Annotated in this window: 11 protein-coding genes; 10 read left to right on the top strand and 1 reads right to left on the bottom strand. The window is 37.3% G+C overall.

The genetic code is table 11. The features are described 5' to 3' along the window. Positions 1 to 128 precede the first annotated feature (128 nt). The 10 genes from K5X82_13800 (at position 129) to gdhA (ending at position 17,921) form a co-directional block, all read left to right on the top strand. Positions 129 to 1,214 (top strand): efflux RND transporter periplasmic adaptor subunit, encoded by a 1,086-nt coding sequence (locus K5X82_13800; GenBank protein ID QZT36333.1) that lies wholly within the window; start codon positions 129 to 131, stop codon positions 1,212 to 1,214. A gap of 2 nt (positions 1,215 to 1,216) precedes the next feature. Continuing rightward, positions 1,217 to 4,405 carry an efflux RND transporter permease subunit gene (locus K5X82_13805; GenBank protein QZT36334.1) on the top strand — a complete coding sequence of 1,063 codons (3,189 nt, stop codon included), beginning with the start codon at positions 1,217 to 1,219 and terminating at the stop codon, positions 4,403 to 4,405. A 12-nt stretch (positions 4,406 to 4,417) separates the two neighbouring features. Continuing rightward, positions 4,418 to 7,456 carry an efflux RND transporter permease subunit gene (locus K5X82_13810; protein ID QZT36335.1) on the top strand — a complete coding sequence of 1,013 codons (3,039 nt, stop codon included), beginning with the start codon at positions 4,418 to 4,420 and terminating at the stop codon, positions 7,454 to 7,456. 11 nt (positions 7,457 to 7,467) lie between these two features. After that, entirely contained in the window at positions 7,468 to 8,994 is a 1,527-nt protein-coding gene (locus K5X82_13815) for a TolC family protein (protein QZT36336.1), read from the top strand. Positions 8,995 to 9,764: 770 nt separating this feature from the next. Further along, on the top strand, positions 9,765 to 10,889 hold the full coding sequence (locus tag K5X82_13820; GenBank protein QZT36337.1) for a 6-bladed beta-propeller: 1,125 nt from the start codon (positions 9,765 to 9,767) through the stop codon (positions 10,887 to 10,889). 159 nt (positions 10,890 to 11,048) lie between these two features. Further along, positions 11,049 to 12,167: a 6-bladed beta-propeller gene (locus tag K5X82_13825; GenBank protein QZT36338.1), complete on the top strand. Its 1,119-nt coding sequence runs from the start codon at positions 11,049 to 11,051 to the stop codon at positions 12,165 to 12,167. Between the two features lie 304 nt (positions 12,168 to 12,471). Further along, complete coding sequence (locus K5X82_13830) at positions 12,472 to 13,584, top strand: 6-bladed beta-propeller (protein ID QZT36339.1); 1,113 nt, start codon at positions 12,472 to 12,474, stop codon at positions 13,582 to 13,584. Between the two features lie 157 nt (positions 13,585 to 13,741). Next, positions 13,742 to 14,608, top strand: coding sequence for an alpha/beta hydrolase (locus K5X82_13835; protein QZT36340.1), 867 nt, complete (start codon positions 13,742 to 13,744; stop codon positions 14,606 to 14,608). Between the two features lie 353 nt (positions 14,609 to 14,961). Continuing rightward, positions 14,962 to 15,900 carry a bifunctional riboflavin kinase/FAD synthetase gene (locus tag K5X82_13840; GenBank protein ID QZT36341.1) on the top strand — a complete coding sequence of 313 codons (939 nt, stop codon included), beginning with the start codon at positions 14,962 to 14,964 and terminating at the stop codon, positions 15,898 to 15,900. A gap of 686 nt (positions 15,901 to 16,586) precedes the next feature. Beyond that, positions 16,587 to 17,921, top strand: coding sequence for an NADP-specific glutamate dehydrogenase (gene gdhA, locus K5X82_13845; GenBank protein ID QZT36342.1), 1,335 nt, complete (start codon positions 16,587 to 16,589; stop codon positions 17,919 to 17,921). 134 nt (positions 17,922 to 18,055) lie between these two features. Here the strand turns inward: gdhA and K5X82_13850 are convergent, their stop codons facing one another. Then, on the bottom strand, positions 18,056 to 18,898 hold the full coding sequence (locus tag K5X82_13850) for a GntR family transcriptional regulator (GenBank protein ID QZT36343.1): 843 nt from the start codon (positions 18,896 to 18,898) through the stop codon (positions 18,056 to 18,058). Positions 18,899 to 18,925: the final 27 nt, after the last annotated feature.

Genomic DNA, 18,925 nt, shown 5'->3' on the forward strand with positions numbered 1-18,925 from the left:
TAATATTAAAGTATGTCAATATATGATATAAATTGTCTGTCGTATTTTGTATCTTTAGTGATTTATAGATGCTCGTAATGTGTATTTAAAAGAAAAGTAAAAACTGACCATCAAAACTGATAATAACTATGCAAACTAACTTAGGTAACTCATTACATATTCTTTTGAGTTCTTTTCTTCTTATGTCTTTGTTTTCGTGTTCGACGAAACAAGAGGGGGATAGTGAATTGAAAAGCCAAACGGCTTTAACTGTGGATACGGTCACGAAAGTGAAGGTAAAGAAGGCGGTAAAGAGCAGGTTTCATCATGAACTATTAAGTAATGGAATCGTACATGCTTGCGGAAAAGCTGCTGTTCCCTTTAAGGCCAAAGATCAAATAGTAGCACTTCATGTGGTGAATGGAACAAGGGTGAAGAGAGGCGATTTGATTGCTACGGTCTCGTCAGAGGAGCTGAAGATGCGTTTGGATGAAGCACAACTACAGTATGATAAATCAACTATTGCTTTAGAGGATAAACTTCTAGGATATGGCTATTCAACGAAGGATAGTGCTACCATTGAGCCTCCCCTACTTAAAATGATTAAGATCAAAAGTGGGTTTAATAGTGCTGTTATTGCACTAAAACGAGCAAAGATAAATTATAGAGATAGAGAGGTTCGTTCTCCTTTAAATGGTGTTATATCGGATCTACAAGCCGAAGTATATAATCCAGCATCAAGTTATAAAAAATGTTGTGATGTGGTGGATGATCATATGGTTTGGGTGGACTTCTCCATCTTAGAAGGAGAATACAATAAGATCTCCAAAGGGGAAAAGATTAAGGTGGTGCCTTTTGCCAATAAGCGTTTAGAGCTAATAGGTACGGTTGCTGCGATTGATCCAAGAGTGGATGCATCTGGGATGGTTCATATTAGGGCGAAAGTGAATAATTCGAAACATCAATTGATCGATGGGATGAATGTCAATGTGATCGTCCAAAGTGAAGGGGCTTGCTGTCTGGTGGTCCCCAAGAGTGCGGTGTTGTATCGTCAGAATAAGAATGTACTCTTTGTTCGTAATGGAAAGAAAGCCAAATGGGTTTATGTAACGCCAGGAGAAGAGAATAGTTTGAATGTTCAGATATTAGAAGGCAAACTAGCAGAAGGAGACGAAGTGATTGTCTCTAATAATTTTGATCTAGCACACGATACTCCTATCGAAGTAATACAGTAAGTATGGCAAGCGTTAAAAATTCATTTAGAATTAATGTCATCTTTATTGTTCTTGCCATTGTTGGTATGGCCTTGGCTTCGCAGCTAACCGTTCAACTACAACCTACTCGTGAAAGTAACCAAGTGGTTGTCTCTTACCGTTGGAGAGGTGTATCTGCCGAGATTATAGAGAGAGAGGTGACCTCTTCCATTGAAGGAGTATTGTCCACTATGGATGGCTTAAAAGATATAAGCTCCAATTCATCGAAAGGAGAGGGCCGCATTCGTCTCACTTTCAAAAAAGAGGTGAATATAGATGTCGTCAGATTTGAATTGTCATCGATACTTCGGACACTTTATCCCAAATTGCCTGATGGTGTTACGCGCCCTGTCATTGGGGGAAGTTATCAACGTAATGATACGCGAATACGTTTGATGACTTTTACTGTTCATGGGACCAAAAGTAAGGATGCCTTAGGAAAGTATGCAGAGGACTATTTGGTGTCATCCTTAGGTGAGATTGACGAAGTCGAATCGGTAGAGGTCGACGGGGTTACCCCATTGGAGTGGTGTGTGGAATATGATACAGGTCGACTTCACCAGTATGGAATGACCACGAGGAATGTCGCCAATGCGATGTATCTCTATTTCAATAAAGAAGAGTTAGGGTTATTTAAGTGGCTTGATCAACAAGAGTCGTCATGGCACGCATTTAGCTATTGCGGTGGCTCTTTTCATCATGACGATACCATCGCATGGGATAAAATCATTATTGGAACTGTTAAGGACCATATCGTTCGATTAGGGGAGGTTGCTAAAGTAAAGGTACGTCACACTCCTCCTTCACGCTATTTCAGGTTAAATGGTCTCAATACAATATATCTTAATATCTACAGCAGTGAGGGGGCCAATCAAATTGAGTTAGGAGCAGAGGTGCTAGAGAAGGTGGAGATCATAGAGAAATCGCTCCCCAAGAGTGTCTCTTTAGATTTGAGTTATGATGCCTCTAAATCGTTAAGAGAGGAGCGTGATAAGATCCTTTTTAGGTCGAGTTTGGCCTTACTTATCCTCCTTCTTTTTGTGTGGGTCATCAGTAGAGACTGGCGTTACCTATTGGTGATTACAGTGTCGTTGTTGGTCAACTTAGCCATTGCAGTCATTGGTTATCTCTTTTTTGATGTACAGATACATCTGTATTCATTGGCGGGGATCACGGTATCATTAGGGATTATTATTGATAATACCATTGTGATGGCGGACTATTGTAAGCGACAGTCCAATGAGAATATCTTCTGGGCTATCTTGGCAGCCACATTAACTACTATAGGCTCTTTGTCAGTGATCTTTTTCTTGAAAGAGAACCAGAGAATGAACTTAGTTGATTTCTCATGGGTGATGATCATTAATCTTATTGTCTCTCTTTTGATCGCATACTTCTTTATCCCTGCATTGATGGACAAGGTGCCGATGAAAAAGAGAGATGCTGTAAAAGCGCAGAGGGGGTTACGTCGTGTAATTAAAGTTTCACGTGTTTACGAACGATTTATATTGTGGGGTTGTCGTTATCGTAAAAGTATGATTACTCTCTCGATATTGGTTTTTGGTATTCCCTTTTTCTCTATTCCATCCCATTTAGGGAAACCAGAGAGTCGATGGGGGAGAGACAAGGTGGAAAGGACTTGGTTTGAAGATCGTTATAATAAGAGTATAGGAAGTAATTTCTTTCAACAAGATATCTTGCCGTGGTTCAACCGTATAGGAGGAGGGGTGTTATATCGCTTTTCTCAATACTTTGAGACCCATGCAGGAAGGCAAGAACCAAAAGTCATGCTTCGAATGCAAGCTATGATGCCTGATGGCGCTACGCTCGACCAGATGAATAATTCTTTTCTAAAGATCGAGAGAAGGTTATCTCAATATAGTGAGATTGATCGATTTGTAAGTCATATCTATAGCGCAAATTATGGCTTCATGGAAATACATTTCAAAGAAGAGGAGCAGAGTGGGGCTTTCCCTATGTTCTTGAAGAGTGAATTGATCCAAATAGCCACAGAAACGGGAAGTTTGGATGCCCGAATCTATGGGGTGGATCCTCAGGGGTTTAATAACCATATCTCGGAACGAAACTTAAATCAATCCATCTCCCTAGTGGGAACGAGCTATCCTGTACTGATGAAGATTGGTAACAACATAAAAAAAGAACTTCAAAAAAGTATTCGTGTGAAAGAGGTGGTTGTTCATGCGAATAAACAGAGAATTAGGGATAAGAAATTTGAGTATGTGGTAGATGTCGATCTGAAGAAACTGGCCAAATATCAATTGACCTTAGGAGAGTTATACTATCTCTTAAGCCAGCACAATTGGGCGATACAAAACCTACCTCCTGTAGGAAATGGTGATTCCTTCCGTTCGATGGTTTTAAGACCTAAACTCGTAGAAGCAGTACCCATATGGGATATCCAAAATATGCTATTAGATGGGATCTTTAAAAAAGGGGTTCGTTTAAAAGATGTGGCTAGAGTTCGTAAAGAGTTTACTTCGGGAAGTATAGAGAAGAGAAATCAGGAGTATGTGATGCGTGTAGACTACGAATTTATCGGAGATCGTAGTTTTAGTGAGATGTACAGAGAAAAAATTGTTGATGAAATTAGTGAGCAGCTCCCAACAGGTTATCGAGTCGAAGAGAGTTCCAATAGAAGATGGAGGTGGAATGCCAAAGATAAGAAGCAGTATGGATTACTTTTCTTGGTGGCTGTGATCATCTATTTTATATGTGCGGTTCTTTTGGAGTCATTGATTCAACCGTTAGTGATTATCACCATGATACCACTCTCTTTCATTGGGATCTTCTCCATTTTTACCATTACGGAATATCCTTTTAATCAAGGGGGCTATGCTTCGATGATTCTTCTGTCTGGAATCACAGTCAATACTGCACTGTTCATTGTGTATGACTTCAACCATCTTCGAGATAGTTCAAACCGTAATGCACTAGATAGTTATTTGCATGCTTTTCATAAGAAAGTAATTCCAATCCTATTGACCGTAGTATCGACAGTCTTGGGGATGGTTCCATTCTTGATAGATAGTCAAGATAAGGGGTTTTGGTTCGCATTAGCTCTAGGAGCGATGGGGGGGCTATTGTTTAGTTTGATTGCAGTGTTTGTAAGCCTGCCAATATTTATGAATGTAGGTAAAAAAGAGAAAGCGTAAAAACGAGATATTATGGTGAATTTTTTAATACGTAGACCCATCGCAGTAATTATGTCGTTTATTGCGATTCTGATGTTGGGGTTGGTAACTTCTCAGAAGCTACCTATCTCATTGATTCCCGATGTAGATATACCTGTTATTACCATTCAGTTGAATGGGAAAAATAAGACAGCCCTAGAGCTAGAGAATGAGGTGGTTCGTCGATTTAGAAGTAGGCTCAATCAGTTGCCTTATTTGGAAAGCCTGCAAAGTGAAACCAGAGATGGTATCGCTTCGATAGTATTGCGTTTTTCATATGGTAGAGACCTTAACTATGCCTTTATCGATGTCAATGAAAAGGTGGATATGGTGATGCGCAATATGCCTAAGGATTTTGAACGTCCTGCTATAATGAAGGCTTCTTCTACCGATCTTCCAGCTTTCTATTTGAATGCTTCATTGAAGAAAAACGTAGAGAGTAAAACGGATCATTTAGATTTAAGCGAGACGGTTTCCAATGTGATACGAAAGAAAATAGAACAGCTACCAGAAGTTGCAATGGTAGATATGACAGGAAGAATGTTTCCTGAGATATCTATTACTCCAGATGCCCAAAAGATGAAATCATTGGGATTAAGAACAGAGCAGCTAACTAGAGTGATAAACGAACACAATAGAGGCTTTGGCTCTATACAGGTGAAAGATGGTCAGTATCAATATAACATCCATTTATCTAACGGTTTACATCAATTAGAGGATGTGAAAAGTATCTACTTGAACGTCAATCAACATCTATTGCAACTAAAAGATATTGCAACAGTAGAGATGAGGGCTCAAAGTCGTAGTGGACTGTTTATGACCAACGGAGAGGAAGGTATCTCCATGGCGATAGTAAAACAGGCCGATGCACGTATGGAGGATATGTCTAATAAGGTGAATGGCCTTTTGCGTCGTATCACGAAGGATTATCCTTTTATCGAGATCACCAAAGTAAGAGACCAGACAGGGATACTTAAATATGCCATGAGTAATCTGTTTCAGAGCTTATGGTGGGGAGGATTATTGGCATTCTTGGTGATGTTCTTATTCTTAAAAGATGGGCGTTCTCCTTGGCTTATAGGGGTGAGTGTGCCGATCTCATTGGTAATCTCTCTACTGCTATTCTATCTATTGGATATTTCTATCAATATCATATCGTTGTCTGGTCTTATTTTAGGGGTGGGGATGATGATCGATAACTCGATTATCGTGATTGATAATATCACCCAAAGGATCTCTATGGGAGACGATCTTATGGAGGCATGTGCTAATGGTACCCATGAGGTTATTCGTCCTCTTATATCGTCTGTATTGACGACCTGTGCTGTTTTTTTACCATTGATCTACCTCAGTGGGATATCTGGAGCGCTATTCTACGATCAAGCGATGGCAGTCACCATAGGATTAAGTTCTTCCTTAGTGGTATCGATTATTTTAATCCCTACCCTCTATCGGTTGATATGGATTAGAGGTCGAAAGAGACAGCAAGAGAAGAAGAATCGTTTTGCGATATTCTCTTCATCAGATGCTTATGAGAAAGGGTGGCATTGGGTCTTTAACCATAGAAAAGGGATGTTTGCTGCCTTCTTAATGCTTATCGGTTTTGCCTGTCTCTTTGTTTATATTTTGCCGAAAGAGCGATTCCCTGTATTAGATGAAAATGAGGTGTTGGTGAAACTAGATTGGAATGAGCGAATTAACCTAAGAGAGAATAGACATCGGGTCGTAGATCTACTGGATGATGTCAAACCGTATATTGAACATTCTGATAGTTATGTGGGAACGCAGCAGTTTCTTCATCATAACGACTTGGAGTTAGCCGAAAATGAGAGTGTGATCTATTTAAAGTTACGCCAAAGTATTGATAAGAGTGATTTTGAAGATAAGATACACAACTATTTTACCACTCGTTATCCTATTGCTCACTACGATATCTCTGTTCCTCCTTCTGGTTTTACACAGATGTTCGAAGGGAAAGAGGCTCCTTTTATTCTGAATTTAGAGCAGAAGAGACAGAAACAGCAAGTCGGTGTTGATAGTTTGAATCACTTCGTGGAATATCTTAATCATCAATATCCTTTTGGGTTGATCACCCCTTTTGCAAGTGAAACCTATGTAGAGATATGTGTGATTCCTGAACATCTAACACTATATAGAGTAGGGCAGGTGGCACTATTTAATAAATTAAAGACTGCACTAAAGAGTTTTAAGATAGAGGATCTACGAAGTAGCTCTGTATATATCCCTATTGTTATCAGTGGAAAGATGCACTCTATGGAACAGGTGCTTAGAGAGCTAAAGATTCGAAACCAAAAGAATGTTGATATTCCAGTCTCCTCTTTGGTGACATTGAAACAGAAGACAAATTTTAAGACCTATTTTGGCAATAGAAAGGGGCAGGTTTTTCCTATTAATTTTGAGTCAACAGGAGGCTATGATCAAACAGAACTAGAGCAACTATTGAAGAGAGAGGTTCGGGAGAAGCAAGATATGAACAGCTCTTTCGGGGGAAGTATTATAAAAGCGAAAGCCGTTCTTAAAGAACTTCTCATTGTACTACTTATCGCTTTATGCCTTCTTTACTTTATCCTTGCGGCACAATTTGAAAGTCTAACCCAACCTTTTATTGTACTTTTAGAGGTACCGATGGATATTGCTGGTGCTCTATTTATACTATGGGTTGGAGGTGAAACACTAAATCTGATGGCAATGATTGGAATTATTGTGATGTGTGGTATTATCATCAATGACTCGATATTGAAGATCGATACCATCAACCAATTGCGAAAACAAGGTAGAGGTCTGAAAGAGGCTATCGAAGAGGGAGGTCACAGGCGGTTAAAACCAATATTAATGACCAGTATCACTACCATCTTAGCATTGGTGCCATTTCTAATTGGTGACGATATGGGTAGTGTCTTACAACGTCCATTGGCCTTGGTGATTATTGGAGGGATGACATTAGGAACCTTCGTAAGTCTCTATTTTGTTCCTTTGTGTTATTACTACCTAAACCGTAAATCTAACGACTAATTCTACAATTCATGAGAAATATAAAAGGAATTTGCATTCTAATTACAATGTTGTCGTCACTGATAGGCTATGGGCAACCAGAAGAGTTTACCTTAACATTGGATGGAGCTTGTCGGCTGGCAAAGAGTAACTCGTTGAGTGTTTTTATCAATAAGAATAACTTCCTGTCAAGCTATTGGGAATACCGAACTTATAAGGCAGACTTTTTGCCCGAATTATCATTGAAGTCAAACCTTATATCCTATAAGAATGCTAATAACCTCCGATATAATTCGGTAACCAAATCAGAGAGTTATGTGCACACACAAAATCTTAACTCAGATGTCTCTTTAAGTATTCGTCAGAATGTTGGACTTACTGGCGGGTCGATATTTCTAGAGAGCAGTTTAGATCGAAATCAAAACCTTGGAGATCAAGAGTATATTCAATATGCTTCGCGTCCATATCGAATTGGTTATTCACAAAAGTTATTTGGTTATAATAGGCTTAAATGGAGTAGGTTATTAGAACCAAAAAAATATGAGAAGGCCAAAAGAGAATATCTATCTAATCTAGAGAACGTATATATCACTACTTGTAATTACTTTTTTAATTATGCTCTGGCTGAAAAGAACCGTGGCAATGCAAAGTATAACTATGACCAGACAAATACCATGGTGCAGATAGCCCATAAGCGATTTAAGATTGGAACTATTGAGAAAGATGAACTACTACAATTAGAATTACAGCTGAATAATCAGTCTATTGCATTAAAAGAGTGGGAGGTGAGAGTGCGCAAGAGTAAAGTACAGTTTCTATCCTTTCTTAGATTGCCACAAGATACAGAGGTGAAAGTTTTGCTGCCAAGTGTTGATTCGATAAGAATTGAAGAGAGCGATGCCCTGACACAAGCAAGACGATCAAATGTCTTGATGATCCAAAATGAGTTGACGCTATTGAATGACCAATCCAATGTGGCTAGAGTTAAGTCGGAACATCGTTTTCAAGCCAATTTAAATCTATCGTATGGAATAAATAAAGTAGATGGTAGTTATGACTACAAGAGTAAGGTTCCGTTAAATGGCTCCATCCCGAATGTGTATCAACCGAAATTTGATGATTATCAGGATTTTGGGGTCTCTTTGAAAATTCCTCTTTTAGATTGGGGGAGACGCAGAGGTCGAGTAGAGATGGCCAAATCAAGACAAGAGGTGAATCGAATAAAAGTGGAGCAATCACAGATTGATTTTGAGCAAAATGTGCTGACTACTGTGATGGAGTTCAATTTGCAGTACGATAAAGTGAAAGCATCTCAACGCTCTCAAGAGCTAGCTGAAGATGGTTACGAGGTTACGACCAAGAGATTTAGAAATGGAAATATTGATGTACTACAACTAAATAGTGCCCAAAGAGATCGTTCAAGTGCGATGATTAAGGTGATTCAGTCAAAATATAATTATTGGAAGAGTTATTTTACAGTGAGAAAATTAACGCTATATGATTTTAAATCAGATGTTGAACTAAGTGAGGACTTTGATGAGTTGGTGAAGAACTTGTAGGAGAGGTTGTTGTGAATATATCTTGGTTAATGGGCAAGGGATGGAATACTGATGAATTCCGATTATTATAGAGCCACGAAGACACGAAGGAGTTTTAGCCACGGATTTAACGGATTGGACAGATTTCCACGGATCTTAGTTGATGCGCATGGTATGGGACAGCCGCTGGGAGCGCTGAGCTGCCGCTTGTCATCATGTATGAGGAGAGTGGTAACTCAATATTGCTTCATGGAGGTGTTGAACCGTAAGGGGGGAAAGCACCACGAAGACCCAAAGACACGAAGGAGTTTTAGCCACGGATTTAACGAATTGGACGGATTTCCACGGATCTTGTTGTGTCGCACGGGTGAAGGGAAGTTCAAAAAATTGACGTGCAAGAATGGAAAACAAGGAATTCATAGCCACGGATTAGACAGATTATCACGGATTTGGTTGTAGTATAAGGGATGGGCAACGGTTTTAAAAGCACCACTAAAGACTCAAAGGCCCAAAGTTTTCTTTTCTATGCTGCAACCTTCCCTGAAAGGGAAATAGAACATAGCCTAGTGCGAAGCACTGGGTATAGGTAATATAAAAATAAGAGGGCTGAAAGTCCGATCCCATCATTTGATGCATATTCAAACCAAATGAGTTGTCTCATCATTAGTAAACCAGTTTATTAATGATGATAAATGCTGACATAAACTAAATGGTTGTTACACTATAACAGGGCTCAAGTCCCAATAATACCAATCAAATTTTAAATAATAAAGAACCTAAAAACTAATAGAATGAAGAAAAGTATTTTACCCCTAATCTTAATGTTATTACTCTTTGGTTGTGGTTCCAAACAGTCAAGTGATGGTTTCCAAGGCAAAGTTTTAGATTGTGAAAAGAAAGAGGCTTTTAATATGACTAGTTTGGTTGATCATATTGAATTTGTAACGTTGGAACAAAATAAAGAATCTGTTTTCGGATTCGGTACTAAAATAAAATATATTAATGGGTTTTATTATGCGATGAATATAGTAGATGGAGGACGGGTATTAGTATTTGATTCAAAAGGAAAATTCATTCGTAAAATTGGACGAAAAGGAAGAGGGCCAGGTGAATTTATTAAATCTATTGCTTTTGATGTAGATGATTTAGGGAATGTGTATATCGTAGGTAGTAAAAAGTTTAAAGTGATCAAGTATAATCGAAATAATAAATTTTTATCAGAGGTGAAGATGGATTTCTTTGGAAAAGGGTTTAGGGTATTATCTGATGATAAGTTTGTTTTTTTAGCCAATAAGAGACAGTCTGAATATCAAATTTTGGTTACGGATCATCAATGTAATATCATAAAGAAATATTTTAAATATCCAGAAGGATATGTTGATAGAGATATAGACTTTTGTCGCTTTAGCAATGCAAAAAATGGTGTGAATTATATTCATCGCCAGAATCAAGAAATATACAATATTACTTCGGATGGTGATTTAGTTCCATTATATAAACTTGATTTTGGGTGTTATACACCTAGTGAAGAGTCTAGAAATGATCCCAGGAAATTGATTAGAGGTCATAGAGCAGAAAAATTATTACAAATGCATTTCTGTAAATATGATATATTATTGGGCGAAACATGTATTTATGGAACTTACAATAATACAGAAGCTAAAAAAAATAGATTTTTTAAATATGATTTAGACAAGAATAAGATGTCTGCAGATTTTGTAGGTTCTGAAAGTAATGAGTGTGATCTACGTCAGATAGTTTTTCCGTCACAACTATATAATGATAGCATAATATTCTCGACTCTTTCCTATAATACATTTAAGAAACGTAATAATAAGGAGTTGCTTCCAGATAGTCTCATTCCGCATTTGAAATCGGGAGGAACTATTCTTATTAAACACATTTTGAAACAGTAATCTTACGATGGATAATGTCAATACTTCTGCAACATGCACTCAAAACAAATGATGATAAATAGTGATATTAACAGAATGATTGTTGCTATATAACAGGGATTTATGTCTCATTAATACCAATCAAATTTTAAATAATAAAGAACCTAAAAAACTAATAGAATGAAGAAAAGTATTTTCCCCCTAATCTTAATGTTATTACTCTTTGGTTGTGGTTCCAAACAGTCAAGTGATGGTTTCCAAGGCAAAGTTTTAGATTGTGAAGAGAAAGAGACGTTTGAAATGCCCAGTTTGGTCGATCATATTGAATTTGTAAAAATAGAAGAGAATAAAGATGCACTGATAGGATTTGGTCCAGTGATGAAATATAAGAATGGCTTTTATTATATAATGGATATAGTAAAGGGAGATCGTATCCTTGTATTCGATTCGAAAGGAAAATTTATACATAAAATTGGACGAAAAGGAAGAGGCCCTGGTGAATTTATTAAATGCCATGCTTTTGATGTGGATGATCTTGGGAATGTCTATGTCGTAGACACCTATAATACTAGGGTGATAAAGTATGACCGTAATAGTAAATTTATATCAGAAGTGAAGATCGATTTTCTTGCAAAAGGCTTTCGTCTACTATCGAATGATAAGTTCGTTTTTTTAACAAGGAAGAAACAAAAGGCTTATCAAATTCTAGTTACTGATCAGCAGTGTAATGTCATAAAAAGATATTTCAAATTTCCAGAGGAATGTATTGATACAGACCTTGACTATAAACGATTTAGCGATGCAAAAGATGGTGTGAATTACATACATCGTCAGAACCAAGAAGTCTATAATATCACCTCTGATGGTGAGCTGAAACCATTATACAAACTCGATTTTGGAAGTTTGACACTCTCTGATGAGTATCGAAATAATAGAGGGAAAATGATTCGTGAATATCGAAAGACGAAACTACCACATATGGAATTTTGTGATTCAGAAATCTTAGTAGGAAAAGATGCTATTTATGGAGAGATCCGTGATTTCGAAAAGAAGCGAAACGGATTCTTTAAATATGATCTAAAAGGAAATAAGATGTATGCTGATTTTCCTAATAAAAAAGATCGGAGAAATATTAACCAAATATTTAATCCTTTACAGCTATATAACGATAGTATTCTTTTCTCATTTGAAAGAAATAGTGGAGGTGATAAGATAAATAACAAAGACGCTTTACCAGATAATATTGTAGCTCATCTAGAGTCAGGAGGCTTTGTAATCTGCAAACATATCCTAAAATAGTAAACTTCAGATTGGGAATATATCGATGTAAATGTTTATGCAACATGCGCTGAAAGTGCTACTCTTTAAGTGTATGTTTCAATAACATAAGTTCGAAGAAACGATCTATTTGTTCACATCAAAAGACTGGGTTTTTAATAGTGATAAATAATAACTATAACATGAAGGTTATTCCACTAGTCTGTTTGATCGCAATATTGTGTATACATCGCCAATGAACGTAAACTAAGCCCTCTATGGGCCTAATGTTCGAGAACTTATTGAGAAACTATACAGTATATTTTAATACTAATCTAAACAAACGATGAGAACGATACTTTACATTCTAATGATTCTTTGTATCATAAGTTGCGGAACAAAAGAACAACATGAAAAAGAAGGATTTAATGGAGAGATCTTAAACTGTGTGGATCGACTAAATTATGACAGCAAGAACTTTGTAGATCATACTGAGTTAATTCCACTAGAGCAAACGGAACAATCTGTCTTTTCAGATATTCGGAAGTTGATATACAAAAATAATACTTACTACATAGGTGATCTATTGGATTCAAAAAAGATCTTTGTATTTAATGAACAGGGTAAGTTTATAGGGAAAGTGGGTCGCTTAGGTAAAGGGTCCGAAGAATACAATAGAGTAAGTGATTTCTATGTGACTGATGATGGAGATGTCGTTATCTTAACTGGTTCATCACATCGATTGGTAAAGTATGATATCCAAAACAACTTTCTTTCAGAAGTAAAACTACCTTTCATGGCGGATGCAGTTTTACCTCTTTCTAACGATAAGTATATTTTTGCATGTTCTATCCATCAACAGGATGAAAGGGTGGTGGTTACCAACTTAAAAGGAGAAGTTTTAAACAAATATCTGCCATATGACAAAAGTGATTACCATGTGAATATTTCTACTAAGGGGAATGATAATCTTCTTCGTGAGACATTGGATGGCGTAACATTTAATCAACCATACGATAGTAAAATATATCAGTTTAAGAAGAGTGGTGAGATGGTTGCGCTATATGATTTAGATTTTGGCAAAAATAAGCCTGCGGAAAATACACTGGTCAATGCGGATAAGTTTTCAAAGACGTATAGAAATAAGTATGTTGAATATCTTAAGATCACTCCACTTGTAGCAAACCGTTCCATATATGGAACGATGCGCCTTGGAAAAAATTTGGGGGTCTATCGATATGATCTAAAGAAAAGTAGTATGCATGTAAAAAAGGGAGATTTTAAGTCTCTTGATCTTTTAATGCCATTGTATCTACATAACGATGTAGAAATAATATCATATGTAGATCATAATATTGTACGATTTACAGATGATGATTCAGGTTTTACAAAATCACAGATGTCATTTCTTCAAAATGGTGGTGTATTCTTAGTAAAGCATGTACTGAGAGAGAGGTAAACTTTTAACAGTCGATATAATTAGGTGCAATAGGTCTCGTTTGGGAATACTAATTTGCTATTGTATACTACTTTAGGTGCTAAAATTTATTGTGATTTATGATAACAAAATAGCGATTTACACGTACATAGTTCAAGGAATCATTAAAAAGTGAATTATGGAAAATATAAAATTCTATTCAGAGAGATCGACTATTGCTGCCAATTTATATAAGCCTGCTTCTTTTGATGAGCAAACCAAATACCCTACGGTATTGGTATGTCATGGGTTTGCAGGGATCAAAGAGCTATTGGTCGATAGCTATGCAAAAGCATTTGCAGACCATGGTTTTGTGGCATTAACTTTTGATTACAGAGGTTTTGGTGAAAGTGAAGGGGAAACGACCATTGATCCATTAAATCAAGTACAGGATATTTATAATGCAACAGAGTATCTGCGTCACCAATCTTTTGTGGACGTGGAGAATATCTCTTTGTGGGGATCCTCTTTAGGTGGTGCGAATGCAATTATTGCTGCTGCTTTAGACTCGGTGTATCGTAGTGTTTGTGTTCAGCTTACATTTGGAGATGGAGAGCGTGTGGTAACCAATGGTAACGAAGAGACCAAAGCGGCGACTTTAGGAATGATTCGTAAGTTATGGGGACGTGAGGTTCTAAATAATAAAGGGATGATGGTTCCTTTGAACAAGATGCTTCATGATGAGCAGTCATTGATCTTCTTAAAAGAGAATGCAGATGCTTATCCTGCGTTATTATCAAAAATACCTTTCAGTACATTGAAAAACACTTTTAGGCTGAAGGCAGAGAAGTTTGTGGCGTTAATTGATGCACCTATTTTGATTGTGGGAGCAGGACAGGATGATGTAAATCCTGTAGCTGAAAGTAAACATCTTTTTGAAAGAGCAGTGGAGCCTAAAGAGTTGTTTATTGTAGAAGAGGCAGGTCATTATGACGCATATAAAGGGGCTTCGTTTGATAAAATTGTTCAGAAACAGATCGCTTTCTTTAAAGAACACATAAAATAGATAGGTTTATTGTAATACCCATTTCATGATGGTGTTATATAATTAAACTGCGTGAAAGTTAGGGTCTTATAAACCCATCTTATGGTAGTTTCGCAAACAACGATTTATCTAATATGCAAAGGGGATATATAAGCGTATCTCACCACCCCTTAACTCATGGTTTCGATACAGTTGTGTTACCCTTTCTTTACCAAAATGACGTGTGGAGGTAAGGAAAGGGTAACTTAAGGGTAAGTTTAGGGTAACTTAAGTATAGGGATGGTACCTGTCATACTGCTATTATTTATATGGATGCGCGACTAAAAAAACAAATGGTTTCACTACTTTTGTAGGGTTGAACTCAAAGGAATACTGTGAAAATTTATTACAACTTAGACCACGTTTCGATTTCGAATAGCGCCATCACTGTAGGGACATTTGATGGATTACATTTAGGGCATCAATATTTGATCAAAGAGCTTGTTCGAAGAGCCAAAATAAAAGGGCTAGAATCGGTTGTATTTACTTTTGATCCATATCCACAAGAAGTTTTTGCTCCCAAAGGGTTAAAAGCTTCGATTTTATCCACGACTCCTGAGAAGATTGATATCTTAAGATCGCTAGGGGTTGATCATGTGGTCGTTTATCCTTTTTCATTATCCTTTGCACAATTAAGTGCTTCTTCATTTATTCAATCTATTCTGGTGGAGAAACTTTCTCTTCGTTATCTGTTGTTGGGATATGATCATCGTTTTGGCAAAGACCAGGTCGATGATATGTCTACATTAGAGGTGTATGGTCGTCAATTTGGATTTGAGTTAGATAGACTAGACCAGAAAAGAGTCTCTACTTATGATTTAAGCTCCTCTTTGATAAGACAAAAGATCATGGATGGAGATCTCACTCACATGACAGATCTATTAGGTCGTTACTATTCGATTACGGGTGTGGTGGTGGAAGGAAAGCAGATTGGTCGCCAGATTCACTTTCCCACAGCTAATGTTCGAATCAATGATGTAAGAAAGCTTATTCCTAAAATTGGCGTATATGCCATCCGTGTACTGTGGAGTGGTGACATATACCATGGGATGTTAAATATAGGCATACGTCCGACGTTAGAAGAGAAAGATCCAAAGGCTACTATTGAGGCGCATATTTTCGATTTTCATGAGGATATCTATCAAGAGAATATAACCATTGAATTTGTATCGCGTGTACGTGATGAGAAGAAGTTTGACTCTTTGGAGAACCTTATGGAACAACTGAAGCAAGACGAAGGTGTTTGTCGTTTGATTCTATCGGGTAAAGAATAATTCTAGTTTCATCCATACTAACGTGGATAATATATGATCGAATCGGACTTTCATCCCTCCTGTTTATTTTTCACCTATACCCAGCGCTTCGCACTGGGCTATTCACTATAGCACTTTCAGTGCATGTTGCAATAGTTTCTGTATGTCGTTATAAATGTTTTATGAATGGGCCTTGCTGTTGATAATGTATCTAACTACTTTTTTGCATTGGGATCTTTGATTCTTGAGTTTTATCATGTAAATACCCTCCAATGAGTAGGCAATCTTTGGTCTTTAGTACTTAGAATGTGTCTAAATGATATTTTTATTCATAAAAGTTTCATGGGTATAGTGATGTAGATTTGTTAGTGGTCGAGGGCAAAAGATGTACATTCGTTAATTATAGCTTGTTTTTTCTTTACACTTTTCTTGAAATAGGGCTGTAATTGAATTAAAACTATCATTATAAATTTCATTCTTATGTTATTGATGTAATTATGCTCTCAAACATTAAAAAGTATTTAACCTTTTTATTATCAGTTTGTTGTGGTTAAAAATGCATTTAAGAATATAATAAAAATCATTTTGTCGTTATAATTAAAAGCATACCTTTGAATTAGTAATCCACCCAAACCAACCCACTCAGTGATCGACTGGGGAGTTGATTTTTTCAAGGTGAAAAAATAACTATTATTAAATTAAGATCTATGAATACAGAGATAATCGAATTCATGGAGGCCTTAAAGGCCCGTACACCAGGAGAGAGCGAATTCCATCAAGCAGTAGAAGAAGTTGTAGAGACTGTTTGGGATGTTTATAATGCGAATCCTCGCTACAAGAAAGCAAAGATTCTTGAGCGTATGGTGGAACCTGAGCGCGTAATTATGTTCCGCGTCCCTTGGGTTAACGATCAAGGAGAGGTTGAGATCAACCGTGGTTATAGAGTGGAGTTCAATAGTGCTATTGGACCATACAAGGGAGGTTTGAGATTTCACCCGAGTGTGAACCTAAGTATCTTGAAATTCTTAGGATTTGAGCAGACTTTTAAGAACTCACTAACTACACTACCTATGGGTGGTGGTAAAGGAGGTTCTGACTTCAATGCCAAAGGACGTAGTGATAATGAGATCATGCGTTTCTGCCAAAGTTTTATGACTGAATTACAGCGTCATATTGGACCAAACACGGATGTTCCAGCAGGAGATATAGGTGTTGGTGGACGTGAGATTGGTTATCTATTTGGACAATACAAGCGTATCCGTAATGAATTTACAGGTGTACTTACAGGTAAAGGTACTAACTGGGGAGGTAGTTTGATTCGTCCAGAAGCTACAGGTTATGGTGCTGTTTATTTCGTAGAGCATATGCTTCATGAGATGGGTACGGAGATTGCAGGAAAGACTTTTAGTGTTTCTGGTTTCGGTAATGTAGCTTGGGGTTGTATCAAGAAGATCAATGAGCTAGGCGGAAAAGTAGTTACGATTTCAGGTCCTGATGGATATATCTATGATAAAGAAGGTATCACAGGTGATAAAGTAGACTATTTGCTAGAGCTTCGTGCAACAAACAACGATATTGTTTCTCCATATGCTGAAGAGTTCGGCGCTGAGTTCTTTGCAGGAAAGAAACCATGGGAGTGTAAAGTAGATGTGGCGTTACCTTGTGCTTGTGAGAACGAGTTGAATGAGGAGGATGCGAAAACACTTCTTGCTAATGGTGTTATGATGGTTGGAGAGGTGTCTAATATGGGATGTACTGCCGAGGCAGCATTCTTGTTGACAGACAAATGTATCTTTGCACCAGGTAAGGCTGTGAATGCTGGTGGTGTGGCTGTTTCAGGCTTAGAGATGTCACAAAACAGTATGCGTTATTCATGGACTGAAAAGGAAGTGGATGAGCGTTTGAAGCTTATCATGAAAGATATTCACGATACTTGTGTACGTTATGGTAAGAAAGGTGACAAAGTAAACTATATCCAAGGTGCTAACGTTGGAGGTTTCGTAAAAGTTGCTGATTCGATGATGGATCAAGGATTTGTATAATTAATATATTTATCTTTTGTCGGAGCTTTCTTTAATAAAAGGTTCTGACATAGATTTGTATTTATGATAATAAAAAAGAGAGTGTTTCATGTTGAAATGAAAACACTCTCTTTTTAGTATGCGTATTTTGGTATCTATTTCTTCTCTTTTACGATTGAAATATATTGATCTTCAAGAACAATTAGACGTTGTTTGTATAGGGCACCAATCGCTTTCTTAAAAGTCTTTTTACTCATTCCGAATACCTCTTTAATGGTTTCGGGATCAGATTTGTCGGTTACCTTTATCTTACCACCGAACTGTTGGATTGTGGTCAACACTTTGTCGGTTGATTCATCCACTTTTTTGTATCCTAGCGGTGTTGTCTGTAGATCGACCTTATCGTCTTCTCTTACATTCTTTACAAATGCATCGATTCGATCTCCAGGTTCTAGTGTATCAAATATCTCATTCTTGTAGATCATCCCACGATATTTGTTGTCTACAATCACAGTGTATCCAATCTCTCTATCTTCACATATCAATGCTTCCACTTTATCCCCTTTATTCAATTCGGGTTTGATGTTACCCAGAAGCTTATTGGTTTTAGAGGTTGCAACAATACGATTAGATTGAGGGTCTAGATAGGTGAATACAAGATAGTATTGACCTTCCTTCATATCTGTGTGTTGCTCTTTGAAAGGAACCAAAAGATCTTTAGGTAGTCCCCAGTCCATAAAAGCACCGATATGATTTACTTGTCTCACTTGTAGAAATCCGAACTCTTCAACCATCACCTTTGGGAAGTCGGTACTCGCAACCAATCGGTCTTCCGAGTCGAGATAGATGAACACTTCGATAAGATCTCCCGGTGCACAATTTTCAGGTACATAACGGTTTGGAAGAAGTATCTCTCCTAGGTCTTCTCCGTCAAGGTATATTCCTGCAGTGTGGTCTTTGACAATGTGCAGTTGATTAATTTTTCCAATTTCTACCATAATAACACTTCGTAATTTTTCTTTCGG

It is taken from the genome of Prolixibacteraceae bacterium, assembly GCA_019856515.1.
GTDB classification, from domain to species: Bacteria; Bacteroidota; Bacteroidia; order Bacteroidales; family Prolixibacteraceae; genus Halosquirtibacter; species Halosquirtibacter xylanolyticus.